The sequence below is a fragment of the Hyphomonas sp. CY54-11-8 genome, assembly GCF_000682735.1.
In the GTDB taxonomy this organism is placed as follows: Bacteria; Pseudomonadota; Alphaproteobacteria; order Caulobacterales; family Hyphomonadaceae; genus Hyphomonas.
On record NZ_AWFD01000037.1, the window covers coordinates 61,298 to 85,806 of the forward strand.

The following is a 24,509-nucleotide window of genomic DNA, read 5'->3' on the forward strand; positions in this document are numbered from 1 at the left end:
TTTCTCTCCCCTGCCGCGATGTTAATCTGAGGTTCAGTCCAAAGCGGCAGGAATTGCCCTGTTATTTCAAGGCCCGTTCTTTTGAGGATCGAATCGCATGCGCCGTCACTTCTCTGCCTGCCTGCTGCTGGCCCTGCCCCTGATGGCGGCCTGCACAACGCCCGGATACGACTACCGCGCCCGGATGGTGCCGACCTTTCCGGAAGCTGCGACCTACCGCGATGTGCAGGTCGGACAGTTCAGCGGGCCGGCCGGCAACGTCGCCGAGGAAGAATTCGCCCGCATGCTGGGGGATGTCGTGCTGGACGGCGCCTACTGGTTCGGCGTTGACGGGTCCGGCCGGCCGCAAGGCGTCTATGAAGGCGAAGTCGACATCGACAATTGGGAAGGCGAAACGCGTTTCGAGCGCAAACGCAAATGCGTCGAATATGACGGCCTGTTCGATTGCGAACACCGCGCCATCGTCGAAACGGAATGTACCGAGGAAACCGTCGAAGTGATCGTCACGGCCCGGCTGATCGATGCTGACACTGGCCGCGTGGTCTTCGCTCACAACCAGGGCGGCGGTGCCAATCAGGAATCCTGTGTCGATATCCGCGAGTATGAGGATGACGGCCGGGAGCTTGGCACCTGGCAGGATCCTGTCCGCTCAAGCTACGATCCGCGCGATGCCCCTTATGGCATGATCGTGGATGCCACCGTGGAAGCCGTCCGCCGATTCCGCACTGACATCGCGCCCTATGATGCAACCATCCGTGCCGAGATCATGACCGAAGGCCTGATCCCCGAAGAGCAGAACGATCCGCGCTTTGAGGCCGCCGTGCAAGCCACCAAGCGCGGTGAGATGCTCGGCGCCTGTGCGCAATGGGATGAGCTCGGCCGCGAATGGCCGGACGCCCCGGCTGTGCTGCATAATCTCGGCGCCTGTGCCGAAGCACGCGGCGACATGGAAACAGCCCAGCTGCGCTATGCCCGCGCCGCCGAACTGGCGAGCCGCATTCCCCTCCTGAAAGACAAGAAGGCGCGTCCGATTTTCGATGCGCTGGAGCGCGTCTCAGGCCGCCGGATGGATGACACATTCCTGGACAGTGTCACCCATGAGCCAGACTGGCCCATGGCAGAAGAAGACGAAGTGGGGAGCTGAGGCCTACTGTCCGAGCAGCAGGTGCGTCAGGGAGCCCTGATATTCCGCGGCTTCCGCGATCAGGCCCCATGCGATACCGGCACCGAACGATGCGGCACAGAAGACGAGTTTCTTTGCGATCCCAGCCATTTGGGTCCTCCCGGATTGGAACAGCGTTTCCGGGAGTGCTGCAAGGCGCGGGCCGCGCCTTCAGGCGGAATTAACCATCCGCCTCGGGCGTGTCTTTCAGGCGATGGCCTTCGGTGAGCTTCGACAGCTTGTCGGCGCGGGCCTTCTCCAGCTGCTTTTCTGATTTCGTGCGGCCGAATTTGGCGCGGTTTTCCTTCGCCTTCTGTTCCTTTTCGGCCTTCGTTTTCGCCTTTCGGAACTTGTTCAGATTGACCGGCTCGTTCATCACCTGCCCCTATTCGAACGCTGCTAGCCGTGCATCGAGGCCCGCTTTCACGGCCGGCCATTCGCCTGAGAGAATGGAGAAGACGACGGTGGAACGCAAGACGCCGTTCGGCAGGATACGGTTGTCCCGCAGGACGCCTTCCTGCACGCCGCCCAGTTTCTTCACGGCTGCCTGGGACCGCTGGTTGCGCTGGTCGATATTGAATTGCACGCGCACGGCACCCTGCTCGAATGCGTGCCCCAGCAACAGGCGCTTGGCGGCGGGATTCACCTCCGTGCCCTGAGCATCCGCCGTGTACATCGTCATGCCGATTTCGACATTCCGCGAAATGGCATCCGGACCGAGATAGGTGGAGATGCCGGCAAACCGCCCATCCGGACGCGACACGCGAAACGGGATCAGTTTGCCGTCCGCCATACGCGCCTCGATATTGGCGAGCCAGGCACCGATCCAGTCCGATGGCGGATTGTAATAGGGCCAGGTCTCGATCCGCTCTCCGAGCGTTTCGGCCATGGTCCGCAGGTCTCCGCCGTCCCGGGCCACATCGAATGGCACGAGCGTGACGTGCTGGTCCGACAATTCATCGGCCCGCAGGTCCATCCCCTATTCCTTGTGCGTTTCGCGCCACTGCTCCATGGCGAGCGAGATCGCAAAGGTTTCGCGGTATTTCGGGCTGGAGGCTGGGCGCGGCGGCTTGGCAGCGGTCAGCGCCATGATCTCGGCCAGCTTGTTATGCGCCGCGCCGGACTGGCCCGCGCCGATATAGGCATGCAGCTCCACCAGCGCCGAGGACAGCGGGTCATGCGCGCGGATCACGAAATAAGGCTCATCGGCCCCCAGCTTGTCGATCACGTCGAACTGGGACGGGTTGGCCTTCGAGCCGACGGGAGGGTTTGCCATGATGATCAGGCCTTTCTTGGCGGGAGTGATTCTCTCGCGCAAGGATACAGCCTTAAGGCCGCCCGCGTCAGTCCCTGAACTGGAGGCGCCTGTGGAGCGTCAGTGACCGCCGCCAAAGACGCCGGTGCGGACGGAATAGTCTACAGCCAGCTCGTAATCCGGGTCATCGTCGGAATCGACCATCAGCTGTCCGGCCTTGGCCAGCAGCTTGTGGCAGTCGCGGGACAGGTGGCGCAGGCGCAGCGTCTTGCCGAGCGCGGCATATTTCGCCGCCAGGTCTTCGATCGCCTGCAGGGCCGACTGGTCGACCACGCGCGAGCGCATGAAATCCACGATCACGACGTCCGGGTCGCTCTCCGGGTGGAACAGCTCGGCAAACTTGTCGGTCGAACCGAAGAAGAGCGGGCCTTCGATCTCATACACGTGTGCCCCTGGCGTACGGACGCTGTCGCGTTCGATCACATGAATGCGGCGGGCATTGTTCCAGGCATAGGCAAGCGCCGAGACAATCACGCCGACGATCACCGCCGTGGCGAGGTCATAGGCCACGGTCACACCGGTCACCAGGACGATGACGATCGCATCGGTCAGCGGGATGCGGGTCATGATGCGCAGGCTGTTCCAGGCAAACGTGCCGATCACGACCATGAACATCACGCCCACCAATGCCGCGAGCGGGATCTGCTCGATCAGGCTGGAGCCGACCAGGATAAAGGCCAGCAGGAACAGCGCCGCCGAGATGCCGGAGAGACGCGTGCGGCCGCCGGATTTCACATTGATCATGGACTGGCCGATCATGGCGCAGCCGCCCATGCCGCCGAAGAAGCCGGTGATCACATTCGCCGTACCCTGTGCAACGCATTCCTGGCTCGCCCCGCCCCTTTTGTTGGTCATCTCGCCGACGAGGTTCAGTGTCAGCAGGCTCTCGATCAGGCCGATGGCCGCGAGGATGAACGCGTAAGGCAGGATGATCTTCAGCGTCTCCACATTCATCGGAACGCTTGGAATGTGGAATTGCGGCAAGCCACCCTTGATGGACGCAAGATCGCCGACGCGGGGCACGTCGAGGCCGAAGCCGATCACCACGGCCGCAACAATACCGATGCCGGCCAGTGGTGCCGGAATGATCCTCGTAATCTTCGGCAAGCCCCAGATAATCGCCATTGTGAGACCCACCAGCGCCAGCATCAGGATAAGCGGCGTTCCACTGAGCCACTCCCCGCCCGCCATGCCATGCCCGGCGGCTTCCCCGCTGCCGGGCACCTGGAACTGAGTCAGCTGCGCCAGGAAGATCACGATGGCGAGCCCGTTGACGAAGCCCAGCATCACCGGATGCGGCACAAGACGGATGAACTTCCCCATCCGGAAAATGCCCGCCGCAAGCTGCAGGATGCCCATCAGGACGACCGTCGCGAACAGGTATTCCACGCCATGGGTCGCCACCAGCGAGACCATCACAACGGCCAGCGCCCCAGTCGCGCCGGAAATCATGCCCGGCCGGCCGCCGATCAGCGCGGTCACAAGCCCAACGATGAAGGCCGCATAGAGGCCCACCAGCGGGTGCACATGTGCGACGAACGCAAAGGCCACGGCTTCCGGCACAAGGGCCAGCGCCACGGTCAGGCCGGCCAGAAGGTCGGTCTTGATCTGGGCGGGCGTGTAGGCCTTGAAATCGGGCTGTGAGAGCCCCTGCGCGCCGAGACGTTCGGCGAACGCTGCAAAAGTCGATCTTACCACGGGAATATCGTCAGTTCTGTTTGAGGGAGCTGGCTTCAGGCGCCCCTATGGCCGCGTTCATGCTGCGGGGCAACACGAACGCGGCCAAAATGGCTGACTTTTCTGCCCCTGACGGGTCAGCTCGCAGCGACGATTCCGCCGTCGCACGGGATGGTGTGACCGTTGATATAGGCCGAAGCCTGGGACGACAGGAACATGGCGAGACCGGCAATGTCTTCCGGCTTGCCGACACGGCCCGACGGGCTGCGCGAGCCGATGGCATCCCAGTCCACACCCTCGGTTTCGCCTTTGTAGCCGACACCGGTGGACAGCATGTAAGTCGGAAACGGGCCCGGCGCGATGCCGTTGACGAGGATGTTTTCCTTGGCCAGCTGCGAGCCCATGAAGCGCGTCAGGTGGATCACGGCGGCCTTGGACGTGCCGTAGCAGTACCCGCTCATCGGCGAAGTGTGCATGCCGTCGATGGAAGCGATGTTGATGACGCGGGCCGGGCTGTCGGCGCTGGCCGAATTGCGCAGCAGCGGCATCAGTTTCTGGGTCAGGAAGAAGACGCCCTTGACGTTGACGTCCATCACCTTGTCCCAGCCATGTTCCGGGAATTCGTCCAGCGAAGCACCCCAGGCGACACCGGCATTGTTGATCAGCACGTCGACCTTCTCTTCGCGCTTCGCGATCTCGCTGGCGAGGTGCTCGATACCGACCATCTGGCCGACATCGGACGGGATGGCATAGATCTCGCCGCCATATTCGCCTTTCAGGCGCTCAACGGTTTCTTCGCAAGCCTTTTCCTTGCGCGAGGAAATGATGACTTTCGCGCCATTGGCCAGGAACCCTGCCGCAAGCATTTCCCCGATCCCGCGCGACCCGCCCGTGATGACGACCGTCTTGCCTTTGACCGAATAGAGATTGCTGAAATCAATGCTCATGGGTGTCTCCTCCTAAAAACAACCGGCCCCTCGTGCAGGAGGGGCCGGTCAACAGCAAGAAAAAACTTAAGAGAACGAACCGAATGCAGCCTTAGCGCGGATCCGGCCCGATCATTTTCTCCGGACGCACGATGGCGTCGAAGTCTTCTGCCGGGATACCGTCCTTGATGGCTTCTTCGCGCAGCGTGGTGCCGTTCTTGTGGGCGGTCTTGGCGATCTTCGCCGCGCGGTCGTAGCCGAACTTCTCTTTCAGCGGGGTCACCAGCATCAGGGAGTTCTTCAGGCCCTTCTCGATATTGTCGAGGCGCGGCTCAATGCCAACCACGCAATTGTCGGTGAAGCTGATCGCGGCGTCTGCCAGCAGACGCACCGACTGCAGGAAGTTGTAGGACATCATCGGGTTGAACACGTTCAGCTCGAAATGGCCCTGGCTTCCGGCAAAACCGATAGCGGCATTGTTGCCGTGGATGTGGGCGCAGACCTGGGTCAGCGCTTCGCACTGGGTCGGGTTCACCTTGCCCGGCATGATCGACGACCCTGGCTCGTTCTCAGGCAGCGCCAGCTCACCGAGGCCAGACCGCGGGCCGGAGCCGAGGAAGCGGATATCGTTGGCGATCTTGAAGCACGACATGGCGACCGTGTTGATCGCGCCATGCGTCATCACGAGGGCATCGTGCGCGGCCAGCGCCTCGAACTTGTTCGGGGCGGAGGTGAACGGCAGGCCGGTGATCTCGGCGATTTTCGAAGCGACCAGATCTGCAAAGCCTTCCGGCGAAGCGAGGCCTGTGCCGACGGCCGTGCCGCCCTGCGCCAGTTCCATCAGCATCGGCAGCGTCATCTCGATGCGCTTGATGCCGTTCTCGATCTGCTTGGCATAGCCGGAGAATTCCTGGCCGAGCGTGACGGGCGTTGCGTCCTGCGTGTGGGTCCGGCCGATCTTGATGATTTCGGTCCAGGCCTTGGCCTTGGCGTCCAGTGCGGCGTGGAGGTGCTTCAGCGCCGGAACGAGGCGGTGCACCGTCTCTTCGGCAGCCGCGATGTGCATCGCCGTCGGGAAGCAGTCGTTCGACGACTGGGACATGTTCACATGGTCGTTCGGGTGAACCGGCTTCTTCGAGCCCTTCTCGCCGCCCATGATCTCGATCGCACGGTTCGAGATGACCTCGTTCGTGTTCATGTTGGACTGGGTGCCAGAACCCGTCTGCCACACGACCAGCGGGAAGTGATCGTTCAGCTTGCCCTCGATCACTTCACCGGCGACATCGACGATCACCTTGCCGATTTCCGGATCCATCTTGCCGAGATCCATGTTCGCCTGCGCGGCCGCCTTCTTGACGATTCCGAGGGCGCGGATCACCGGCTCGGGCTGTTTTTCCCAGCCGATCTTGAAGTTTCCGAGGCTGCGCTGGGCCTGGGCGCCCCAGTAGACATCATCGGCGACCTCGATCGGGCCCATCGTATCGGATTCGGTGCGGGTATTGGCCATGAGGGCAAAGCTCCTTGATCTGCTGGCAGCGGACTAGCCCCAAGCCGGGCCGCAATCAACTGTTCCCGCCGCCGCAGCAGGCGATTCAGCCCGATCCGCCTGATCCGCGCCCCCTCGCCCTCACCGGCGGCTTCGTTTAAGGAGGACCATCGCCTGCAACCATGGGGAGGCTGGTATGGAAGCCTATTTCGACAAGATCCTGCAGCCGGAAGTCCTGTTCACCCTGTTCGTGGTGTTCCTGATCGGCCGCGCGACCGCTGGCGGCAAGAAGAGGGAGAACAGCCTCTCCCCCATTCCGCCGACACCCGAAGAGGTCGACGCCGCGCTGGAACGGGTCACCATGTCCAAATGGCTGGAGATCGATGCCGAGCTGGACGCCCGCAAGAAAATCCGCGCTATCAAACTGCTGCGCCAGACCACCGGCCTCGGCCTGAAAGACTCCAAGGAAGCTATTGAGGCGCGCGAGCGTAAGCGCGACCTGAGGCTGCATTGAACAGCGATTGGGTAAAATCGGGAAAGGTTCAGGCACGCATCACGGAGGATGGCGCGCTGGAAGTGCGTTGCACGGGCCTCACCACACAGACAAAATATTACAAGACGCTGCTGAAGGAATTCTTCCGCAAGGAGTTCCCACCGCTACGCCCCGGCTATGGCGAATATTCCGTACACATCATGATGGAATATTCCGGCGACCCGCCCTGGATGGACCTCGACAATCTCGCCAAGGCCCTGCTCGACAGCCTCACCGGCAATGTCTTCGACGACGACCATCAGGTCGCCCGCCTGCTGGTCGAACGCCGCCAGGCGGAGCGTGAAGGCATCTGGCTCCTTGCCGAAGCGATGGGTTGAACTTCTTCCTCAACCCAGTTCTTCAGCTAATGCCGTCAATTTCGCCGATCTCTTCAGCGTCATTTCGATCGCCTTACGCCACTTCGGCCCAATTTCTATGGCGATCTGAAATGCTTCTGCGAGTTCTGCCGGCCGGTCTTCGAGAAGCACTTCGAACAGGATCTCCGCCTGAGCAATATCCTTTTTCGCCTTTAGTGCTGAAGAGGTGCGCCTGCGCGCTGCAACGATCAGTTTGTGCACAGCATAGCGCTCGGGTCTTGGCACCTGAACCAGCACGCCCGAACGGTATAGCGCGACAGCGGCAATGGGCTCTGCAATCAGAAAATTCAGGAACGGCAATGCCTGCGCATATACGCCCAGCGGCTCCAATTTCAGGATTTCGCTGTCTTCGCGCATGCGCGGCACAAGAAATTCAACCTCGGTTCCACCCTCCCCACCCATGACCCACCTTGTCGGCCGGTGCCTACGGTCGAGCCCCGCCGCAGGCTGAAGGTTCAGATCCCTGAACGTTTCCGGTAAGGCAGGATCGGCCTCGTCTTCAATGACCAGTTTCAGATTTTCGAAGGCTGCAATATCGACATCTTCTGTCACAGCCAACGAATCATCGAACTGTACACCAAGCTCTGCGCTATAGAGCCGGAACGCATGCGTCCCAACCAAGGTGCCACCCAGGCGAAAAACACCTGCTTTCTCCATGGCATGCAGCAATTTGCCCGAATTCCTATCCAGGGTCGGCACGCCTGCAGCACGCAGCTGGGCGACCAGACTTGCGCAACGGCGTTCAAATGCCTTGCGTTCGGACCTGGCCGTTTTCGCCATGTCGATCCGCTGGCGAATATCCGGCGTGTCGGGACCTATGTATTTCTGCACAGTCCTGTCGCCGATCCGCTGGCGCGCGTACCAGTACTTACCCTTTTTCCCCATATCTCGCAGGAATGGAAGGCCCGGAATATCCGAAACCGCCTGAACCAGATGCGCCTGCAACAGGTCCTGATAAGTCGTATGAACCGAAAGAGGAAAGCTGCGCACCATGCTATTACACCACAATAGTTGTTATTGTGGTGTAATAGCATTGTTACACCACAATAACAACTATTGTGGTGTAACCAGAGCCTGGGCTGTCAGAACGGGTTCAGCGTGTAGCCTTGCTGCTGCAGCAGGGCGTGCGTCGACATTGCCGACAGGCCGATGGTCACGCCCGGCAGCAGGTCTTCCGGTGCGATGTCCCGCATGGCCGACGTCTGCCCGCACAGTTCGATGGTCGCACCCGCGGCCAGCAATTCCGCAATCAGGCCGGCATTCGGATTGGGCGCGCCGCGTGCCTCATCCGTCATCAGGTCCTTGCCGGCCGCGCCGTGCACGATCAGCGCAACGTGCAGGTTCGCCGGATCAACGCCTGCGGCGGCATGCATGTTCAGGAACCGGGCCGGCGTTTCCAGGCTGCGGCTGATGCCATCTTCCGGCCCAGCCTGCCCGATGTCGAACGCGACCTTCATGACCGTGTCCGCCGGCAGGGTCACCCCGTCGATCATGGCGACCTTCCCATAGTCCGGCACCACCGTGCCCGGCTGGAACGCTTCCGGCCCCGCCAGCGCGGGCATGGCAAGGGTAAACAGGGCGGCGGCGCAGGCGGCGGTACGGATCATGGTCTCTCTCCTCTTGATGCGCCGACCCTACGCCCGCCCGGCGGCGCCGTCGAGACAGCGGATGCGTACGGGATTCTGCGTAATCCGGCGGCCTGCCAACGCTGCTAAGACGCGGATCATGAAACAGGCATGGACCACTTTCGCAACGCGGCCCGTTCCGCGTTACACGAGCTACCCGACGGCGGCGGATTTCAGTCCCCGCGTGGCCGAAGATCAGGCACGCATCTGGGCGGCCTCCGTCAATCCGGATGAGCCGATCTCTGTCTATATGCACGTGCCTTTCTGCGAGAAACTCTGCTTCTATTGCGGCTGCGCCACCAGCGTGCCGAACGGTTACCGCCGGATCGGCACATACCTGGAAACGCTGCATCAGGAGATCGACGTCTGGGCCAAGGCACTCGGCCCGCATGCCGGCATGGCGCACCTGCATTTCGGCGGCGGCTCCCCGAACGCGCTCTCGGCGGAAGACTTCAAAGGTCTCGTGTCGCACGCCATCGACGCCTTCGGAACACAGCCCGATATCGAGATCGCCGTCGAAGTCGATCCGCGTACGCTGACACCGGATTTCATCCAGGCCATGGCGGACGCCGGCGTCTGCCGGGTCAGCTTCGGCGTGCAGACCCTTGCCCCGAAAGTGCAGGAAGCCGTCGGCCGCATCCAGCCGAAGGAGCTGCTGGTGGACGGCATCGAACGCCTGCGTGCGGTCGGCATCCACGCCATCAATATGGACTTGATGTACGGCCTGCCCTTCCAGACCGTGGAAGACGTCGTCGAAGCCGCCCACTTCGCTGCCGAAATGGGCGCCGCGCGCGTCTCCTTCTTCGGCTATGCCCATGTGCCCTGGTTCGCCAAACACCAGGCCGCCATCGATGAATCCGCCCTGCCGGGCCTTGAAGAACGCTTCCGGCAGGCAGAGGCTGGCGCTGCCACGCTGACGGGTGCCGGGTTCCACGCCATCGGCCTTGACCACTTTGCCGCCCCGGACGATCCGCTCACCCGCGCAGCCCGCAGCGGGACACTGCGCCGGAACTTCCAGGGCTATACCGACGACCCATGTGAAACACTGGTCGGCATCGGCTCGACCTCGATCTCGCAATTTCGTCAGGGCTATGTGCAGAACTTCAAGGCGCGCACCGCTTGGGCGGCCGCTGTCGAAGACGGCCGTCTGCCCTCAGAGCGCGGTATCGAGCTGACCGAGGATGACCGTCTGCGCGCCCGCGCAATCGAAAAGCTTATGTGCCAGCTATGGGTGGATGTGGACGCAACCTGCCGCGAGATGGGCGCAGACCCCGGCGCGCTGGACGACGCGCTGGAAACTGCGCGCTTCCTGCAGTCCGCCGACCTCTGCCGGATAGACGGCGATATCATCAGTGTACCGAAGGAAGCGCGCCTCCTGCTGCGCACGGTCGCCCAGTGTTTCGACGGCCGGTACAAACCGGTCGAGGCGCGCCACGCCAAGGCGGTGTAGCGCAGACAAGATTCGCAGGTGCCGGTGTCCCACGCCGGCATTCATGCAAGGTCGTGTGCTTGCAGGGCACAGGGAAGCGGTCGCGCATGAACCCCGATACCCAACGGGGCCTGCGGACGCATTCTCTCTTTTTGAGGCGCTCAGGCTTTCAGGCCGGCCGCGTGATGGGCGATATGATCGTCCATGAAAGTGGCGATGAAATAGTAGTCATGGCCATAGCCTTCGCGCATCCTGTAATCGAGCGCCTGGCCGTTCGCCATGCAGGCATCAATGAAGATCTCCGGCTTCAGCTCCTTTTCGAGGAACGTATCCGCGGTGCCGGTGTCGACCATGATGCGGGCGCGGCTCTGGCGTTCCTTCACCAGTTCAGTTGCGTCGTACTGCTCCCACGCGATGGAGGCCGGGCCGAGATAGGCGGTGAACGCCTTCTGACCCCACGGCACGCGCGCCGGACTGGTGATCGGGCTGAAGGCCGAACAGGTCTTGTAAGTGTCCGGATATTTCAGGTGCAGCGTAATCGCCCCATGCCCGCCCATGGAATGGCCGAAGATCCCCTGCTTTCCCATGTCGGCATTTTTGATCTCTGCTCCGACCAGCTTTGGCAGCTCATCGGTGATGTACTGATCCATCTTGAAATGTTTCGCCCACGGCTCCTGCGTGGCAGTCAGGTAAAAGCCCGCGCCCTGGCCGAGATCATAGGCCTCGTCATCCGGAATGCCTTCGCCGCGCGGGCTGGTATCCGGTGCGATCACCATGATGCCATGCTCGGTCGCGGCGCGCTGCAGGCCGGACTTCTCCATCACGTTCGCCCAGCTGCAGGTGAGGCCGGAGAGATACCACAGCACCGGCACCGAGCCGTCAGCTGCCTGCGGCGGCGTGTAGACCGCAAACCGCATCTTGCAGCCCAGCACCGCAGATTCATGATCGTACACGGAAAGGTTTCCACCAAAGGATTTCCAGGAAGAGACAGAAGTGAGCTGGGTCATGGGCGCGTACAGGGTCCTGCGGCTGGTTGGAACGGATTGCCCCACGGGCAACACGATTGGGCGCGGCACGTCAAGCACTGTCCTTTACGGGATAGCAGCCTTGCGCCCGCGGGCAATCCTGCGGCACAAAGCCCGCCACAAAGGGACAGGAAAACGCATCATGCCAGCATACACGCTCTACGGCGCCGAGGTCAGCTATTTCACTGGCAAGGCCCGCGCCTATCTCCGCTGGCGCGGGGCAGACTTCGAAGAACAGATCGCCACACAGCAGGTCTATCGCGACATCATCCTGCCGAATGTCGGCTGGCCCGTGATCCCGGTGTTGAAGATGCCGGACGGCAGCATCGTGCAGGACACCGCTGACATCATCGAACAGGTCGAGGCCGCCGAACACCGCGAGCCGCCTGCCCTGCCGGCGACACCGCTGCAGCGCTTCGTGGCGCTCCTGCTCCAGCTCTATGGCGATGAATGGCTCACCCTGCCCGCCATGCACTATCGCTGGACCTATAATGAGGACTGGGCCTATTCCGAATTCGGCGCCCTCTCCGCCCCCCAGCTCAGCCGGCCGGAACAGTATGAGATCGGCAAGAAGAACGGCCAGCGCTTCAAGGGCGCCCTGCCAGTCCTGGGTGTGCATCCGGAAACCATTCCTGGTATCGAGCGGAGCTATGAGGCCTTTCTCCGCGAGTTTTCCCAGCACCTTGAAGCCCACCCCTTCCTGCTGGGCGAGCGCCCCTGCCTCGCCGATTTCGCCTTCATTGGACCGCTCTACGCACACCTCTACCGTGACCCGGAATCCGGCGTGCTGATGAAACGCCTTGCCCCGCGCGTGGCGGACTGGGTTGAGCGCACACATGCGGGCGACGCGGGCACGGGTGACCTCGCCGCTGATGATGGGATCCCGGAAACGCTGCTGCCGATCCTGAAGCGCCAGATGCGCGAGCAGCTGCCGGCTCTGAAGGCCACCAACGACCTGTTTGCCGGTTGGGCCGCGGTGGCTTCATCAGGCGATGCCGTACCGCGCGCTGTGGGGCAGATCGAGGTCTCCATCGAAGGCTTCACCGGACCGGCGGCCGCGCGGACGTTCCCGCTCTGGCGCCTGCAGGCTGTGCTCGATGCGTACGGCGCCATGGACACAGACGCGAAGGCCCGCGCCGATGCGCTGCTCGCCTCGGTTGGCGGTCGGGCGCTCGCCTCGTTCGAACTGCCTGCCCGGATGGCACGGAAGGATTGCCGCCTCGTCCTCGCTTGACGGGACGCCGTGACTGCATCTGTCGCAGGCGCCGCATCTATGGCGGCTCCTGCCCGGATGCTAAATCTCAGGCCGTAACGGCAATGAGGCGCGATCCATGGGATTGTTTGACAAGCTATTCGGCGGCAGCAGCAGGCCCGCCATCCCGCAGATCGATCCGGCAGACGCGAATGACCGCGTGCGCAAGAAGCAGCTGATCCTTGTCGATGTCCGCACCGAAAGCGAATGGGAGAGCGGCATTCCGAAAGGCGCCCACACTGTCACCCTGGGCGATCCGCGCATGGTCGACACGATCTATGGGTTCATGAAGGAAGACGCCTCGGCGCCGGTGGCGGTGATCTGCCGGTCCGGCATGCGGTCCGGCCGGGCGGCGAAGCTGCTCGCCGGGGCCGGGTTCACCGACGTCAGCAATGTGCGCGGCGGGATGATGGCCTGGACGGCAGCCAACCTGCCGGTCAAGCAATATCGCAAGTGATCATCCAGGCCTGGTCTGAGGCCGGGGCCGCGGGAAGGACACGGCAAAACCGTCTTCGATGAAGCCCTCGTCCGGTTCGTTATGGGGCGAGCCCGCATCCTCGTAATATTCGAGCGCCGGATACTGCGCTCGGATGTCGGCCTTCAGGCCCTCGCTCAACCCCCGCTCCATATGCGCCACCAGCGCCTTGGTCCATTGGGAAAGCGAGGCGACCCGGTTGCCGTCTTCGATGGCCCGCTCGATCACCCGGCGGATCGTTTCCGACCCGACGGGCGACAGGTCCACCGGGGCATCCGGGTCGCGCCATTCCATTGTGGCCGGTCCTTTACGGACGGATGGCGAGGCACTCGATTTCGAGTTCCGCGCCCAGCGCCAGGCCGCCTGCCCCGAACGTGGACCGGGCCGGCTTCGGATCCGGCAGCGCCGCGTCATAGGCCGCGTTCATTTCGCCATAATTCTGCATGTCGCCCAGGAAGACGCTGCATTTGACGATGTCCGACAGATCTGCATCGAATTCGTCCAGCGTGGCTTCGATATTCTTGAAGATCTGCGTTGTCTGCGCGCCCGTGCCGCCCGGCGGGAAGGTGTTCGTTGCCGGATCGATGCCCAGCTCTCCGGACAGGTAGATCGTGTCACCCACGCGCACGGCCTTCGAGAACGGCAAATCCATTCCGGCCACAGTCGGGGCGGAATAGTATTCGACATCCGGCTTGTACATGGCCTCAACGCCTTCGACATCGGCGATGACACAGCCGCCAAGGCCCGTTGTGGCCATCACCAGCGCGGCAATGCCGCCCATCCTGAACATGTTTTTCATGCAAGTCGTTCCTGTTGTCAGTGGATCCATCTGGGGCGCTCTTCCTCGCCCGCCTCATCTTCCTCGTCCTGCGAATAGGACGTGAACTGAATATCATAGCCGAAGGGTTCGTCGTCGGCGGGTTCGTCGGGGTCGGTCACGAACACCTGCAGCTCGCCATCGGGCTTGAAGCCGAGGCGCTGTCCGATGGCGACGATCATGTCAGCCGCCTGGTCCGGATCTTTGGCCCAGACTTTCATGGCCATGATATATCGCCCGCATTCGGTATCGAAATCCGCATTCGGCGAGAACACCTCTCCGTCGGCCAGCAAAGTGTAGTGGGTAAACTCGGTCATCTCGGTCGCCTCCCTCCAGCCCCTGTGCCGGGGCATTATCGGCGTCTGTCAGAGCAACAGACTACATAAGGTCGCCCGAATGCGAAACCGCCCCTCCTGATTTGGGAGGGGCGGCCTGGGTATTTGCCTTTAACCGCGGCACATCGCGCAGATCTTGTTTCCGTCCGGATCGCGCAGATAAGCGAGGTAGAGCTTCATGCCGCCGCCTTCGCGCCAACCCGGCGGGTCCTCGATCGGCGTGCCGCCCGCCGCAACGCCTGCAGCGTGCCAGGCATCAGCCTGTTCCGGATTCTCGGCGGCGAAACCGATCGTGCCGCCATTGGCGTGCGTGGCCGGCTGGCCGTCGATCGGCGGGGTCACCAGGAAGGTGCCGCCATTGTGCAGGTAGATCAGACGGCCTTTCGGATCGGTGATGGCCTCCCGGCCGCCAATGGACGTGAACAGGGCGTCGTAGAACGCCTTGGCTTTTTCAAGGTCGTTCGTGCCGACCATGACGTGACTGAACATGCGTGTTCTTCCTCCTTGATTGGTGCCGCATGTGTGCCCCAGCCGCACGGGCGGCGCCAGAGGAATTCCCGCCTCTCGCTGCGTCAGGTGGACAGGCTCGTAGGTCGCAACCGGCCTGCGATCTTGCTCCGCAAGAAGGCGGTATGGTTTTCCGTCATCCGGCTGAAGCCCCAGCCGACACCGAACAGGACGAGCGTGAGCGAAAGCGCCACGAACAACGTCGTGAGGTTCACCCCGAATGTGCTGAACTGCTGCAGGATGGCGATCGCCATCAACATGGCGGGGAAGTGACACACATAGAGGGAGTATGAGGCGCCCGCCCCATAAACGGCGCCGGGCCGCGCCAAAGCCGGGATGCCAAGATCGAACAGGATCACCGCACAAAGGAAGACCCCGAAGCCGGCGCCAACGACAAGGCCGTCCATAAGCCAGCTGGATTCCACGACTCGGGTGAAACCAAGCGCGGACAGGAAGACGAGGCCAGCCAGGCCACCAAGGCCATAGCGTGTCACCATCGGCAATTGCCGCAATTGCCCGCCGACAAACTCGGTAAAGACATAAACAGCCGACCCGATCAGCCAGATTCCGAAGGCTCCGCTGACATTGGAGTCGAAGAACAGAATGAAGGTGATGAAAGCCATGAGGCCCGGAATGACAGCGCGCTGGCGCAGCAACAGAATCAGTGCCGGGAACCAGAGATAATACCAGAACTCATTCGCAAGGCTCCAAAGCGGGAAATTGGAACCGAACGTGTCGTAAAAGATGTTCTGGAGGAAAGCGATGTTTCCGAGAAAGGCCGGGACCGTCAGCCGCTCGCCAAGGTCAATCGGCGCCTCATCGAGAATGGCGTAGTTGGAATAGATGCTGAAATCGAAAACGTACCGGCCAAGAATATCCAGCAGGCCACCCAGCAGCAAAGCCGGCACGGCAACGATCCAGAGGCGCGTCAGCCGGTCGGTCAGGTATGATGACCAGCTCCATCGATCTGCCGCAATGCGCCGCAACACCGAGCGGGTGATCCAGTACCCGCTGATCACAAAGAAAATGCGGACCGCATCCTGTCCGAAACTCGCGGTCAGAAAAACCGCACGCCACAACGGGCCCATTTCAGGTGTCAGATTTGGCGTGATGACAAGCCAGACATGGGACCAGGTTACCTGGGCTGCCGCCAGGAAGCGTATCAGATCGATGGTTTCAAAAGCGCGGGTTGGGACCAGATCCACCCGCCTCGATGCAGTAATACTGGTCACTTGAGAGCTCTTTCCTCGGGATTGGCACACCAGACGCATCCCACCCGCAAACGATGTGCCAGAATCGCTGAAGGTGCAAGCCAGCAGGAAGCCGGCAAGTTCGATCAAGGCGCCGCAAGGAACACCCTCCCCCTCTTTCCCAATCAGCCAGCCAGGTCCGTTTGACAGACCCTCTGCGGGTCATGTCGGAGACGTGGTCAGCAAACAAAAAACGGGCGGCAATCGCCGCCCGCAGGAAATTCCAGATACCTGTGTCCAGTGCCGGACTGACTACACTCAACCAGCCGCCGCGAGCAGCGGGCGGAGGTGGCTCATATAGTCGGCCTTGCCAATGGCCAGCCCTTCTGCCCGCAGGATGTCGTAGGCCGTGACGAAGTGGAAATAGAAGTTCGGCGTCAGCCACTCGTCGATATAGTCCTGCCCGGAGATGGAGAGTGTCGGAAAGCCGGGGAGCTCCAGGATCGTCTTCCCTTCGGCGAAATCTTCCTTCGTGTCAGTCTGTGCCTCGATCCGCGAAATCGTCTCGGCGACGAGCGCCTTCAGGTCCGCAAAGCTCGCCTTATCGCTCTCGAATTCCTTCACTGGCGCGGCGTTCAGCTTGCCCAGCAGCAGCTCCGCCTGACGGCAGGTGAACCAGACCTGGTTCGGCAGTGGCAGCATGTCCTCGGCCAGCCGCGCCGTCAGCAGCGCGGTCTTCTCCGGATCATCCGGCAACAGTTCCGCTTCCGCCCGTCCGAGCATGTTCTTCAGCGACACAAGACGTGTACGGTAAATTTCGAGATTGCGTTTGACGATGCCCATCTGAGTTTCCTTCCAAACCGGTTCAGTTTTTGCGCCAGCGCTCTGCAAATTCCAGCATGCGCGTGCGATTGTATCCTTTGCCTTCTTCCAGCTCGGCTGTTCCCTGCGAGGCAAGCAAACCGCCGTCAGAGTCCAGCACATAGAAATGCGGATAGCCTTCGGCCTCCGGAAAGCCCCCCAGGAATTCCGTGTTCGGATGCTCGCGGCTGAAATTGATCTTCACGATCATGAAGCTCTCGCCGAACGCCTCGCGGACATCGGTATTGTCTTCCAGATATTTGTCGAGAATCTTGCACCAGACGCACCAGTCCCCGCCGACTTCCAGCAGGATGTGCCGGCCATCGGCCTCTTCGATTGCCCGTTGAACATCCGCCGCTGGGTCGGCGGTCTCGTTATATGAGTCCGACAGGTACAGCTTCGCTTCTGGCGCCTCTTCCGCCTGCGCAAAGCCCGCTGCCGAGACCAAAGCCAGCCCCAGCGCCGCCGCGCCAAGACAATGGCGCACGCCGCGGCCCCGCATCAGTAAACCACCACAGACCGGATACTCTCGCCCGAGTGCATCAGGTCGAAGGCGTCGTTGATCTTGTCGAGCTTCATGACGTGGGTGATCATCGGGTCGATCTGGATCTTGCCGTTCATGTACCAGTCGACAATCTTCGGCACATCCGTGCGGCCCTTGGCGCCGCCAAAGGCCGTGCCGCGCCAATTGCGGCCCGTCACCAGCTGGAACGGCCGTGTGCTGATTTCCTTGCCGGCTTCCGCCACACCGATGATGACCGAGGTGCCCCAGCCGCGATGGCAGCATTCCAGCGCCTGGCGCATGACGTCCGTGTTGCCGGTGCAGTCGAAGGAATAGTCCGCGCCGCCATCGGTCAGCTCCACAAGATGGGCGACCACATCGACGGTGTTCTTCGGATTGACGAAATGCGTCATTCCGAATTTCTCGCCCCATTCCTTCTTGGAGTCGTTGATGTCAACGCCGACGATCTTGTCGGCCCCAGCCATCTTTGCGCCCTGGATCACATTGAGTCCGATGCCGCCGAGACCAAAGACGACGACGTTGTCACCGACCTGAACCTTCGCCGTATTGACGACGGCGCCAACGCCGGTCGTCACGCCGCAGCCGACATAGCAGGCCTTGTCGAAGGGCGCGTCCTCGCGGATTTTCGCAACGGCGATCTCCGGCAGGACGGTAAAGTTCGAAAAGGTCGAGCAGCCCATGTAATGGTAGATCGTCTGGCCCTTGTAGGAGAAGCGGCTGGTGCCGTCCGGCATCAGGCCCTTGCCCTGCGTGGCGCGGATCGCGGTGCAGAGGTTCGTCTTGCCGGAGAGGCAGCTTTTGCACTGGCGGCATTCCGGCGTGTAGAGCGGAATGACATGGTCACCCGGCTTCACGCTGGTTACGCCCGCGCCGACCTCGCGAACGATGCCCGCGCCTTCATGGCCCAGCACGCTCGGGAAGATGCCTTCAGAATCGAGCCCGTCCAGCGTGTAGGCGTCCGTGTGGCAGATGCCGGTGGCCATGATCTCGACCAGCACTTCGCCGGCCTTCGGGCCTTCCAGATCCAGTTCGACGATTTCGAGCGGTTTCTTGGCCTCAAAGGCGACGGCGGCGCGGGTTTTCATAGCGGGAGGCTCCTCGGCGTATCAATGGTGTATTCACGGTCCATACATGGTGTTGTTCATGGTGGGCCGCAGGCACAGACGGGCGGACCATTTCAGCTTCGCTTCCCCGGCGCAAGAGGCGGACTCCCGTCAATTACGCATACCCGTTTCCCTGGGCCAAAACCCGGTTATAAGGGCGCCATGACAGACCAGACTTCCGAATCCTTCGCCGTCGCCATTGCAGGTGTCGCAGGCCGCATGGGCCGCCAGCTGGCCGCCGTCTCCCACCGCCACGGGCTGACGGTCGCGGGTGGTACGGAAATCGCGGGCTCCCCTCACCTCGACACGGCTATCGGAGACCTCGCAGGGATTCCGGGCCTGAATGTGAAGCCGGCCTCCGACCCGGTCACCGCCGCCGCCAAGGCCGATGTCTGGTTCGATTTTACCCGGCCCGCTGCCACGATCGCAGCGCTGGAAGCGCTGAAGCACACGCCTGTACGTGTTGCGATTATTGGCACGACAGGCTTTTCGCCCGCAGAGGAAAAGGCACTTGAGGCAGCCGCAGGAGACCTCGCCATCGTGAAATCCGGCAGCTTTGCGCTTGGCATCAAGCTGCTGGAAATGTTGATCCGCCGCGCCGCCGCCAGCCTCGGTCCGGACTGGGACATCGAAGTGCTGGAAACCCACCACAACAAGAAGGTGGATGCCCCGTCCGGCACGGCCCTGATGCTCGGCGAAGCTGCCGCTGAAGGCCGCGGCGGCACGCTGGATCAGCTGCGCACAGGTCCCTATGACGGGCCGGACGCTGCCCGGGAGCCGGGCAAGATCGGCTTTTCCGTCCGCCGCATGGGCGGGGTGATCGGCGAGCATTCGGTCAGCTTCGGCTCGGAGACGGAAATCGTCACCCTCAGCCACACATCGCTGGACCGCTCGATGTTTGCAGAAGGTGCGCTGAAAGCGGCGTTCTGGGCCATTAACCAGAAACCCGGCCTCTACAGCATGGACGATGTGCTGGGGCTTTCAGGCAACGGCGCCTGAGAAAGCGACACACCGCACAGCTGAATCCGGGTTGACGGCCATACTCGCCATGGCAGCATGACAAATTCGTCACGTAACCTGAAAGGGGCGGCATGATCGGCATCGTCGTCGTCAGCCACGGCAAACTCTCGAAGGAACTCGTCGCCGCGACAGAACACGTCGTGGGCGAACAGATGCGATTCAAATCGATATCCATCGAAGCCGAAGACGATATCGAGGCCCGCCGCGAACAGATCCGTGACACGGCGAAGGCCTGTGACGTCGGCCTGGGGGTGATCATCCTCACCGACATGTTCGGCGGCACGCCATCGAACCTCGCCATGTCGATCATGGGATCCGGCAATATCGAAGTCATCTCGGGCGTGAACCTGCCCATGCTGATCAAGCTGGCCGAAGTCCGTGACGAGCTTCCGCTCGCCGACGCAGCCCAGACGGCTGCAGATGCAGGCCGGCGCTACATCAATATCGCCTCCGAACTCCTCGCCAAATCCAATTGACCCGGAGCCCTGTGCAGAACGCCGTGACCGAAGCCCGCCAAAGCGTGACCATCGTCAACCGCAAGGGCCTGCACGCGCGCGCTTCGGCCAAACTCTCGAAGCTCGCGAACGAATTCGAGTCCAGGGTGGTAGTCAGTCATGAAGGCCAGGAGGCGGATGCCCGCTCGATCATGGACCTGTTGATGCTTGTCGCTGCTCAGGGCTGCGAAGTGGAACTCGCCGCCAAGGGCCCCGACGCGGCCGAAGCCGTCACCGCCATCGCCAGCCTTATCGCCGACGGCTTCGGTGAAAGCGGCGAAAGCGACGTGCTTTACTAATCCCCCCCTCCTTGACCCCCGGCCGGATGACTGGCCACGCAAACCCCGAAGAGTAGTGCAAATGATCAGAGCGATTTTGGCATCCGCAAGTGCAACCCTGATGCTGGCGGCCTGTACGCCTGCCGCTGACACCGGAAGCGCCAACAGCTCCGAAAGCGCGCCTCCGATCAGCACTGAAAACATGTCCGAGACGGTAAAGGTGCTCGCTTCCGACGAATTCATGGGCCGCGCGCCCGGCACTGAAGGCGAGACCAGGACCGTCGCCTACCTGATCGAGCGGTTTAAGGATCTCGGCCTTGAACCTGGCGGACGGGACGGGAAATGGACAGATCCGGTGACCCTGAAGCACTCCGTCGTGAATGATATTCGCACACTCAATGTCAGCCATGGCGAGACTGAGATCCCGCTCAGGCAAGGTCTGGACGTCAACATCAGCTCTCCCAATCCACGCGAAGACATCGTCATCAAGGATGTGCCGATCGTGTTCGTGGGCTTCGGCGCCAGCGCGCCGGAACGTGACTGGGACGATTATGGGGACATGGACCTGACCGGCAAGGTCGCCCTCTTCCTCGTGAATGACCCGGATTTCGGTGTGGCGGAAGATGACCCCGTCGCCGGCATATTCGGTGGCCGACGGATGACCTATTACGGCCGCTGGGCCTACAAATACGAGGAGGCCGCCCGCCGCGGCGCGGTTGCCGCCTTCGTGATCCATGAAACCCAACCCGCGGGCTATGGCTGGAACGTCGCCGCCTCCTCGCCGGGCGAGAATTATGCCGTTGCCAGCAAGGGCCCTGCAAAACCGGCGCTCGACCTGCGCGGCTGGCTGCACGAGGACATGGCCCGGCAATGGCTGACACAGGCCGGATACAACCTCGACGAACTGAAAACCGCCGCCCGCAAGCGCGATTTCGAAGCTTTCACCCTTGATGACCTGCGTTTCAATGCAGATCTGGGCCTGTCTGTGGAAACGGTCGAAAGTCAGAACGTACTCGGCAAGATCACCGGGACAAAGCGGCCGGATGAAACCATCATGCTGTCCGGACACTGGGATGCCTTCGGGATCGGCATTCCGGATGCGGAGGGCCGCGTCGTCAGACCCGGCGCAAACGATGATGCGCTCGGCCTTGCCGGCATCATGGAAATTGCCCGTAACCTGAAGGCCCGCCCCGCGCCGGAACGAACGGTCGTGGTCGCCGCCTGGACCGGCGAAGAGAGCGGCCTGCTCGGCTCGGAAGCCTATGCGCAGGACCCGATCTATCCGCTGGAAACAACGGTCGCCAATTTCACGCTGGACATCCTGCAGACGGCGGGTCCGGCAAAAGATGTCATCCAGGTCGGCGAGGGCCAGAGCGAGCTTGAGGAGATGATGGCGGCGGCCGCCGCCAAACAGGGCCGCACGGTGTCTCCGGAAGGTCTGCCGGAGAACGGCCTGTTCTACCGGGCAGACCACTTCTCCCTCGCGCGCCGCGGCGTGCCAGTATTGCTGATCATGGGGATTGCCGGCGGACCGGACCTTGTAGACGGCGGGCGGGAAGCCGGGATCGAATGGGTCGCTGGCTATATTGCCAACCGCTACCACAACCAGAACGATGCCTGGGATCCGGACTGGGACCTGCGCGGCGCAGCGCAGGATGTGGAACTCTTCCTGGACATGACCGAAGACCTCGCCAACTCCACGGCATGGCCCGACCTGAAGCCGACATCGGAATTCAAGGGCCTGCGCGACGAGAGTGCCGCCGCACGGGAGTGACCTTCCCCACCTTCATGGGGCCCCACCTTCATGGCCCCCCTTTCATCAGCGGCGCTGTGCCCCTATATTGGTGGGGTCTTCGGACTATGGCGATAAACGCGCGTGTAATAAGCGGCTCGGACCCGGGGGCGGTACCCGGCGGCTCCACCAAAAGCAGGTTCAGGCCTTTTCACCGGGCCTGTTTCTGACGGGGCCGAAATAGGATCGACGGACGTGTAAAGACGAGGCCTTCGCCGGATTGGGCCCCCTCAGAAGCCCAAATCAACATAGTTGCAAACGACAACTTTGCTGAAGGTGAACTGATGGCTGCGTAAGCAGTCGGATGATTACCGAACTTAACTCCTAGGGGTTCAGATCCCTAGGCGGGGCCCGGAGGCGCCTGGCAACAGAAGCCTCCACTTTCCCTCCCCGAATTGCTTGCCAAGCGAGGCTCTCCGCCTCAATCTCGGCGCGTGCATGACATGCCTCTGAGCAGGCAGGGAGGAAACCGCCCATGGCGAACAGCACATTGACCCAGTTTGTGAAAGAGGCCCTTGAGAAAGGGCAGGACCGGAGCGGCATCCGCGCCGCACTCCTCAATGCTGGCTGGCGGGAACAGGAAATCGATGAGGCTCTCGCGGCCTATTCCGATGTTGCCTTCCCCATCGCCGTACCAAAACCGGCCGCCTACCTCTCTGCCCGGGAAGCCTTCTTCTATCTCCTTTTCTTCATCCTGCTCGGCGTCGTCGCCTTCAATCTCGGCTCGCTCCTGTTCGCGCTGATCGACGCGCTGGTCCCGGATATCCTGGAGGAAGAGACCTATCGCGCGAGCGCACAGGACCGCCAGATCCGCGGCGCGATTTCCGGCCTCGTGGTGGGTACGCCCCTATTCCTGTGGCTCGCCCGCATTCTGCTGAAGGCCCGCCACGAGAACCCGGCGCTGCAGAGATCCCGCATCCGCAAATGGCTGATTTATATCAGCCTTGTCATTGCCGGCATTATCCTGGTCGGGGATGCGATTTCCCTCGTTTACAGTTTCCTGAATGGGGAGCTGACCTGGCGCTTCACACTCAAATCGTTTGTCGTCGCGGCGATCGCCGGTGGTATTTTCGGATATTTCATTACCCATGCCGAACGGGATGAAGCCGATGGCATATAGCCAACACACATTGTATGGCAGCGTCCTTGTCGGTGTGATCATCGCTGCCAGCCTCGCTGGGATCGTAATTACCGGCGGCCCGGGTGAAGCCCGCAAGGAACGGGAAGATCTCGCCCGCCAGCAGGCACTCTCCGAAACGGCGCTGGCGCTGGCCTGCTACCAGCAAGCGTTTGGCGAGATTCCCGAAGACCTGACCATTGTCGAGAACGAACTGGCGCATGTCACGTCCGAGGCGCGCCAGCAAGACGCCTGCTCTCAGGCCGAAATCCGGAAAGATCCGGTCTCGGACGAACACTTCCGGCTGGAACGGCAGCATGGATCGGTCACCCAGATCTGCGCTGAATTCGCAACGGGCAATTCAGAGGCCCCATACAACAGCTACCGATATGCGCCCTCGCGTGCTGTCATTCTGGATCTGGACAAGCCCCGCGAGACCGCAGGCGAATATTGCTACGAACTGAACCTGTCGGCCAAGCTGGAATACTGATCTGCCTAGAGCAGGATCGTCCCCTTCCCGTCCTTCTCCATGGCGCGGATGTAGGACGGCGTTTCGCGCATCTGTTTGAGGAAGCGGTGCGCGTTGGGGAAGTTCGCTTCGTCCATGCCGGCCCGGTGCGCGGCAAGCTCCATGGAATATCCCATCACCATGTCTGCCGCGGTCAGGTTTTCACCGGCGAACCATTTTGTCCGGCCGAGCTGTTTCTCGATCTCGCCAAGCAGCGCATTCAGGCGCGGGGTGAAGAAGGCCTGGTCGAGGCCGTTCACCATTGCCTTTGCGACCGGCCGCATCAGGAAAGGCGCGCGGGCCGACATGGCCATCATGACGAACTTATTGGTCAGCAGCGGCTGAAGGCTGCCCTGTGACGTGTGGAACCAGAACAGGTAGCGCACACGCTCCTGCGTGCCGGGCGCCGGGCGCAGGCGGCCGCCATCATGCCAGTCGAGAATATAATCCACGATGGCATTGGTCTCGGCGAGGGTCACATTGCCCTCCGTGATCACCGGCGCCGTGCCGAGCGGCGAGACGGCCTTGTACTCTGCGGGAGCCAGCCGGGTCTGCGGATCACGGTCGTAGAACTTCACCTCGTAAGGCACACCCAGCTCCTCCAGCAGCCAGAGGATGCGGATGGATTGTGACTTCTCGAGATGGTGCAGAGTGATCATGGCGGGGCCTTTCCGGTTTCGAGC

The 24,509-nt window shown here is 62.0% G+C and carries 31 protein-coding genes and 1 other RNA gene; 13 read left to right on the forward strand and 19 right to left on the reverse strand.

Annotation, left to right across the window (positions count from 1 at the left end):
- The first annotated feature begins 97 nt into the window (after window positions 1-97).
- A complete protein-coding gene (locus HY17_RS17370; protein WP_034769021.1) occupies window positions 98-1,144 on the forward strand; it encodes a hypothetical protein in 1,047 nt (348 codons plus the stop codon).
- A gap of 3 nt (window positions 1,145-1,147) precedes the next feature.
- Here the strand turns inward: HY17_RS17370 and HY17_RS20640 are convergent, their stop codons facing one another.
- The 7 genes from HY17_RS20640 to fumC all read right to left on the reverse strand — a co-directional run bounded on the left by HY17_RS20640 (window position 1,148) and on the right by fumC (window position 6,587).
- Window positions 1,148-1,273, reverse strand: coding sequence for a hypothetical protein (locus HY17_RS20640; RefSeq protein WP_255342777.1), 126 nt, complete (start codon window positions 1,271-1,273; stop codon window positions 1,148-1,150).
- A gap of 70 nt (window positions 1,274-1,343) precedes the next feature.
- Window positions 1,344-1,538: a DUF4169 family protein gene (locus HY17_RS17375; RefSeq protein ID WP_034769023.1), complete on the reverse strand. Its 195-nt coding sequence runs from the start codon at window positions 1,536-1,538 to the stop codon at window positions 1,344-1,346.
- Window positions 1,539-1,547: 9 nt separating this feature from the next.
- Complete coding sequence (locus tag HY17_RS17380; protein WP_051600266.1) at window positions 1,548-2,138, reverse strand: GNAT family N-acetyltransferase; 591 nt, start codon at window positions 2,136-2,138, stop codon at window positions 1,548-1,550.
- 3 nt (window positions 2,139-2,141) lie between these two features.
- Complete coding sequence (locus HY17_RS17385) at window positions 2,142-2,438, reverse strand: hypothetical protein (protein WP_034769254.1); 297 nt, start codon at window positions 2,436-2,438, stop codon at window positions 2,142-2,144.
- Between the two features lie 99 nt (window positions 2,439-2,537).
- A complete protein-coding gene (locus HY17_RS17390; RefSeq protein WP_034769025.1) occupies window positions 2,538-4,175 on the reverse strand; it encodes a SulP family inorganic anion transporter in 1,638 nt (545 codons plus the stop codon).
- A gap of 116 nt (window positions 4,176-4,291) precedes the next feature.
- A complete protein-coding gene (locus HY17_RS17395) occupies window positions 4,292-5,101 on the reverse strand; it encodes an SDR family oxidoreductase (protein WP_175354521.1) in 810 nt (269 codons plus the stop codon).
- 91 nt (window positions 5,102-5,192) lie between these two features.
- Window positions 5,193-6,587 carry a class II fumarate hydratase gene (gene fumC / locus HY17_RS17400; protein ID WP_034769026.1) on the reverse strand — a complete coding sequence of 465 codons (1,395 nt, stop codon included), beginning with the start codon at window positions 6,585-6,587 and terminating at the stop codon, window positions 5,193-5,195.
- 175 nt (window positions 6,588-6,762) lie between these two features.
- Here fumC and HY17_RS17405 point away from each other — a divergent pair, with 175 nt between their 5' ends.
- Window positions 6,763-7,080 carry a ribosomal protein L7/L12 gene (locus HY17_RS17405; RefSeq protein WP_034769028.1) on the forward strand — a complete coding sequence of 106 codons (318 nt, stop codon included), beginning with the start codon at window positions 6,763-6,765 and terminating at the stop codon, window positions 7,078-7,080.
- Window positions 7,077-7,436, forward strand: a complete 360-nt coding sequence (locus HY17_RS17410) for a RusA family crossover junction endodeoxyribonuclease (protein ID WP_034769030.1) — start codon at window positions 7,077-7,079, stop codon at window positions 7,434-7,436. Before HY17_RS17405 ends, HY17_RS17410 begins: the two co-directional genes overlap by 4 nt.
- 9 nt (window positions 7,437-7,445) lie before the next feature.
- Here HY17_RS17410 and HY17_RS17415 read toward each other — a convergent pair whose 3' ends face one another.
- Complete coding sequence (locus tag HY17_RS17415) at window positions 7,446-8,468, reverse strand: GSU2403 family nucleotidyltransferase fold protein (RefSeq protein WP_034769032.1); 1,023 nt, start codon at window positions 8,466-8,468, stop codon at window positions 7,446-7,448.
- An 89-nt stretch (window positions 8,469-8,557) separates the two neighbouring features.
- On the reverse strand, window positions 8,558-9,082 hold the full coding sequence (locus HY17_RS17420) for a DsrE family protein (protein WP_034769034.1): 525 nt from the start codon (window positions 9,080-9,082) through the stop codon (window positions 8,558-8,560).
- A gap of 118 nt (window positions 9,083-9,200) precedes the next feature.
- Between HY17_RS17420 and hemN the strand changes: the two genes are divergently transcribed.
- The gene (hemN, locus tag HY17_RS17425) at window positions 9,201-10,550 is read left to right on the forward strand and encodes an oxygen-independent coproporphyrinogen III oxidase (protein ID WP_034769036.1); all 1,350 of its coding nucleotides are present in this window, start codon (window positions 9,201-9,203) and stop codon (window positions 10,548-10,550) included.
- Between the two features lie 140 nt (window positions 10,551-10,690).
- Here hemN and fghA read toward each other — a convergent pair whose 3' ends face one another.
- Window positions 10,691-11,536 (reverse strand): S-formylglutathione hydrolase, encoded by an 846-nt coding sequence (gene fghA / locus HY17_RS17430; protein ID WP_034769039.1) that lies wholly within the window; start codon window positions 11,534-11,536, stop codon window positions 10,691-10,693.
- Between the two features lie 160 nt (window positions 11,537-11,696).
- On the opposite strand from fghA, the gene HY17_RS17435 reads away from it, so the two are divergent.
- Together HY17_RS17435 and HY17_RS17440 are read left to right on the forward strand one after the other, a co-directional pair.
- Window positions 11,697-12,788, forward strand: a complete 1,092-nt coding sequence (locus HY17_RS17435) for a glutathione S-transferase family protein (protein WP_034769041.1) — start codon at window positions 11,697-11,699, stop codon at window positions 12,786-12,788.
- Window positions 12,789-12,885: 97 nt separating this feature from the next.
- Complete coding sequence (locus HY17_RS17440) at window positions 12,886-13,263, forward strand: rhodanese-like domain-containing protein (RefSeq protein WP_051600268.1); 378 nt, start codon at window positions 12,886-12,888, stop codon at window positions 13,261-13,263.
- Here HY17_RS17440 and HY17_RS17445 read toward each other — a convergent pair whose 3' ends face one another.
- From HY17_RS17445 to HY17_RS17480, 8 genes are all read right to left on the reverse strand, one after another.
- The gene (locus HY17_RS17445; RefSeq protein ID WP_034769043.1) at window positions 13,264-13,575 is read right to left on the reverse strand and encodes a hypothetical protein; all 312 of its coding nucleotides are present in this window, start codon (window positions 13,573-13,575) and stop codon (window positions 13,264-13,266) included.
- A gap of 13 nt (window positions 13,576-13,588) precedes the next feature.
- Window positions 13,589-14,080, reverse strand: coding sequence for a RidA family protein (locus HY17_RS17450; protein ID WP_034769260.1), 492 nt, complete (start codon window positions 14,078-14,080; stop codon window positions 13,589-13,591).
- 17 nt (window positions 14,081-14,097) lie between these two features.
- Entirely contained in the window at window positions 14,098-14,415 is a 318-nt protein-coding gene (locus HY17_RS19720) for a hypothetical protein (RefSeq protein WP_051600270.1), read from the reverse strand.
- Between the two features lie 129 nt (window positions 14,416-14,544).
- Window positions 14,545-14,922, reverse strand: coding sequence for a VOC family protein (locus HY17_RS17460; protein ID WP_034769045.1), 378 nt, complete (start codon window positions 14,920-14,922; stop codon window positions 14,545-14,547).
- An 83-nt stretch (window positions 14,923-15,005) separates the two neighbouring features.
- A complete protein-coding gene (locus tag HY17_RS19725; protein ID WP_175354522.1) occupies window positions 15,006-16,172 on the reverse strand; it encodes an acyltransferase in 1,167 nt (388 codons plus the stop codon).
- Window positions 16,173-16,448: 276 nt separating this feature from the next.
- Window positions 16,449-16,973 (reverse strand): DUF1993 domain-containing protein, encoded by a 525-nt coding sequence (locus tag HY17_RS17470; protein ID WP_051600272.1) that lies wholly within the window; start codon window positions 16,971-16,973, stop codon window positions 16,449-16,451.
- Between the two features lie 22 nt (window positions 16,974-16,995).
- On the reverse strand, window positions 16,996-17,493 hold the full coding sequence (locus HY17_RS19730; protein ID WP_051600273.1) for a thioredoxin family protein: 498 nt from the start codon (window positions 17,491-17,493) through the stop codon (window positions 16,996-16,998).
- Complete coding sequence (locus tag HY17_RS17480; RefSeq protein ID WP_034769047.1) at window positions 17,493-18,599, reverse strand: S-(hydroxymethyl)glutathione dehydrogenase/class III alcohol dehydrogenase; 1,107 nt, start codon at window positions 18,597-18,599, stop codon at window positions 17,493-17,495. The genes HY17_RS19730 and HY17_RS17480 overlap by 1 nt, the downstream gene beginning before the upstream one ends.
- A 180-nt stretch (window positions 18,600-18,779) precedes the next feature.
- On the opposite strand from HY17_RS17480, the gene dapB reads away from it, so the two are divergent.
- From dapB to HY17_RS17510, 7 genes are all read left to right on the forward strand, one after another.
- Window positions 18,780-19,616, forward strand: a complete 837-nt coding sequence (gene dapB / locus HY17_RS17485; RefSeq protein ID WP_034769049.1) for a 4-hydroxy-tetrahydrodipicolinate reductase — start codon at window positions 18,780-18,782, stop codon at window positions 19,614-19,616.
- 92 nt (window positions 19,617-19,708) lie between these two features.
- Window positions 19,709-20,113, forward strand: coding sequence for a PTS sugar transporter subunit IIA (locus HY17_RS17490; RefSeq protein ID WP_034769051.1), 405 nt, complete (start codon window positions 19,709-19,711; stop codon window positions 20,111-20,113).
- A 23-nt stretch (window positions 20,114-20,136) separates the two neighbouring features.
- On the forward strand, window positions 20,137-20,430 hold the full coding sequence (locus tag HY17_RS17495; protein WP_034769054.1) for an HPr family phosphocarrier protein: 294 nt from the start codon (window positions 20,137-20,139) through the stop codon (window positions 20,428-20,430).
- Between the two features lie 61 nt (window positions 20,431-20,491).
- Window positions 20,492-22,183: a M20/M25/M40 family metallo-hydrolase gene (locus HY17_RS17500; protein ID WP_081813215.1), complete on the forward strand. Its 1,692-nt coding sequence runs from the start codon at window positions 20,492-20,494 to the stop codon at window positions 22,181-22,183.
- Between the two features lie 36 nt (window positions 22,184-22,219).
- Window positions 22,220-22,583, forward strand: a transfer-messenger RNA (tmRNA) gene (ssrA, locus tag HY17_RS20070).
- Between the two features lie 93 nt (window positions 22,584-22,676).
- Complete coding sequence (locus HY17_RS17505) at window positions 22,677-23,321, forward strand: DUF5671 domain-containing protein (protein WP_034769056.1); 645 nt, start codon at window positions 22,677-22,679, stop codon at window positions 23,319-23,321.
- Window positions 23,311-23,808, forward strand: coding sequence for a hypothetical protein (locus HY17_RS17510; RefSeq protein ID WP_139069003.1), 498 nt, complete (start codon window positions 23,311-23,313; stop codon window positions 23,806-23,808). Before HY17_RS17505 ends, HY17_RS17510 begins: the two co-directional genes overlap by 11 nt.
- A gap of 5 nt (window positions 23,809-23,813) precedes the next feature.
- Here HY17_RS17510 and HY17_RS17515 read toward each other — a convergent pair whose 3' ends face one another.
- Window positions 23,814-24,485 (reverse strand): glutathione S-transferase family protein, encoded by a 672-nt coding sequence (locus HY17_RS17515; protein WP_034769060.1) that lies wholly within the window; start codon window positions 24,483-24,485, stop codon window positions 23,814-23,816.
- Window positions 24,486-24,509: the final 24 nt, after the last annotated feature.

Excerpts from the sequence above, each read along its gene's own strand:
- HY17_RS17470 (WP_051600272.1), bottom strand. The coding sequence starts at position 16,973 with ATGGGCATCGTCAAACGCAATCTCGAAATTTACCGTACACGTCTTGTG.
- HY17_RS17515 (WP_034769060.1), bottom strand. The coding sequence starts at position 24,485 with ATGATCACTCTGCACCATCTCGAGAAGTCACAATCCATCCGCATCCTC.
- HY17_RS17460 (WP_034769045.1), bottom strand. The coding sequence starts at position 14,922 with ATGTTCAGTCACGTCATGGTCGGCACGAACGACCTTGAAAAAGCCAAG.
- HY17_RS17375 (WP_034769023.1), bottom strand. The coding sequence starts at position 1,538 with ATGAACGAGCCGGTCAATCTGAACAAGTTCCGAAAGGCGAAAACGAAG.
- HY17_RS17380 (WP_051600266.1), bottom strand. The coding sequence starts at position 2,138 with ATGGACCTGCGGGCCGATGAATTGTCGGACCAGCACGTCACGCTCGTG.
- HY17_RS17490 (WP_034769051.1), top strand. The coding sequence starts at position 19,709 with ATGATCGGCATCGTCGTCGTCAGCCACGGCAAACTCTCGAAGGAACTC.
- dapB (WP_034769049.1), top strand. The coding sequence starts at position 18,780 with ATGACAGACCAGACTTCCGAATCCTTCGCCGTCGCCATTGCAGGTGTC.
- fumC (WP_034769026.1), bottom strand. The coding sequence starts at position 6,587 with ATGGCCAATACCCGCACCGAATCCGATACGATGGGCCCGATCGAGGTC.
- HY17_RS17440 (WP_051600268.1), top strand. The coding sequence starts at position 12,886 with ATGGGATTGTTTGACAAGCTATTCGGCGGCAGCAGCAGGCCCGCCATC.
- fghA (WP_034769039.1), bottom strand. The coding sequence starts at position 11,536 with ATGACCCAGCTCACTTCTGTCTCTTCCTGGAAATCCTTTGGTGGAAAC.
- HY17_RS17405 (WP_034769028.1), top strand. The coding sequence starts at position 6,763 with ATGGAAGCCTATTTCGACAAGATCCTGCAGCCGGAAGTCCTGTTCACC.
- HY17_RS17370 (WP_034769021.1), top strand. The coding sequence starts at position 98 with ATGCGCCGTCACTTCTCTGCCTGCCTGCTGCTGGCCCTGCCCCTGATG.
- HY17_RS19730 (WP_051600273.1), bottom strand. The coding sequence starts at position 17,493 with ATGCGGGGCCGCGGCGTGCGCCATTGTCTTGGCGCGGCGGCGCTGGGG.
- HY17_RS17435 (WP_034769041.1), top strand. The coding sequence starts at position 11,697 with ATGCCAGCATACACGCTCTACGGCGCCGAGGTCAGCTATTTCACTGGC.
- HY17_RS17445 (WP_034769043.1), bottom strand. The coding sequence starts at position 13,575 with ATGGAATGGCGCGACCCGGATGCCCCGGTGGACCTGTCGCCCGTCGGG.
- HY17_RS17415 (WP_034769032.1), bottom strand. The coding sequence starts at position 8,468 with ATGGTGCGCAGCTTTCCTCTTTCGGTTCATACGACTTATCAGGACCTG.
- hemN (WP_034769036.1), top strand. The coding sequence starts at position 9,201 with ATGAAACAGGCATGGACCACTTTCGCAACGCGGCCCGTTCCGCGTTAC.
- HY17_RS17510 (WP_139069003.1), top strand. The coding sequence starts at position 23,311 with ATGGCATATAGCCAACACACATTGTATGGCAGCGTCCTTGTCGGTGTG.
- HY17_RS20640 (WP_255342777.1), bottom strand. The coding sequence starts at position 1,273 with ATGGCTGGGATCGCAAAGAAACTCGTCTTCTGTGCCGCATCGTTCGGT.
- HY17_RS19720 (WP_051600270.1), bottom strand. The coding sequence starts at position 14,415 with ATGACCGAGTTTACCCACTACACTTTGCTGGCCGACGGAGAGGTGTTC.
- HY17_RS17480 (WP_034769047.1), bottom strand. The coding sequence starts at position 18,599 with ATGAAAACCCGCGCCGCCGTCGCCTTTGAGGCCAAGAAACCGCTCGAA.
- HY17_RS17395 (WP_175354521.1), bottom strand. The coding sequence starts at position 5,101 with ATGAGCATTGATTTCAGCAATCTCTATTCGGTCAAAGGCAAGACGGTC.
- HY17_RS17450 (WP_034769260.1), bottom strand. The coding sequence starts at position 14,080 with ATGAAAAACATGTTCAGGATGGGCGGCATTGCCGCGCTGGTGATGGCC.
- HY17_RS17500 (WP_081813215.1), top strand. The coding sequence starts at position 20,492 with ATGATCAGAGCGATTTTGGCATCCGCAAGTGCAACCCTGATGCTGGCG.
- HY17_RS17505 (WP_034769056.1), top strand. The coding sequence starts at position 22,677 with ATGGCGAACAGCACATTGACCCAGTTTGTGAAAGAGGCCCTTGAGAAA.
- HY17_RS17385 (WP_034769254.1), bottom strand. The coding sequence starts at position 2,438 with ATGGCAAACCCTCCCGTCGGCTCGAAGGCCAACCCGTCCCAGTTCGAC.
- HY17_RS17420 (WP_034769034.1), bottom strand. The coding sequence starts at position 9,082 with ATGATCCGTACCGCCGCCTGCGCCGCCGCCCTGTTTACCCTTGCCATG.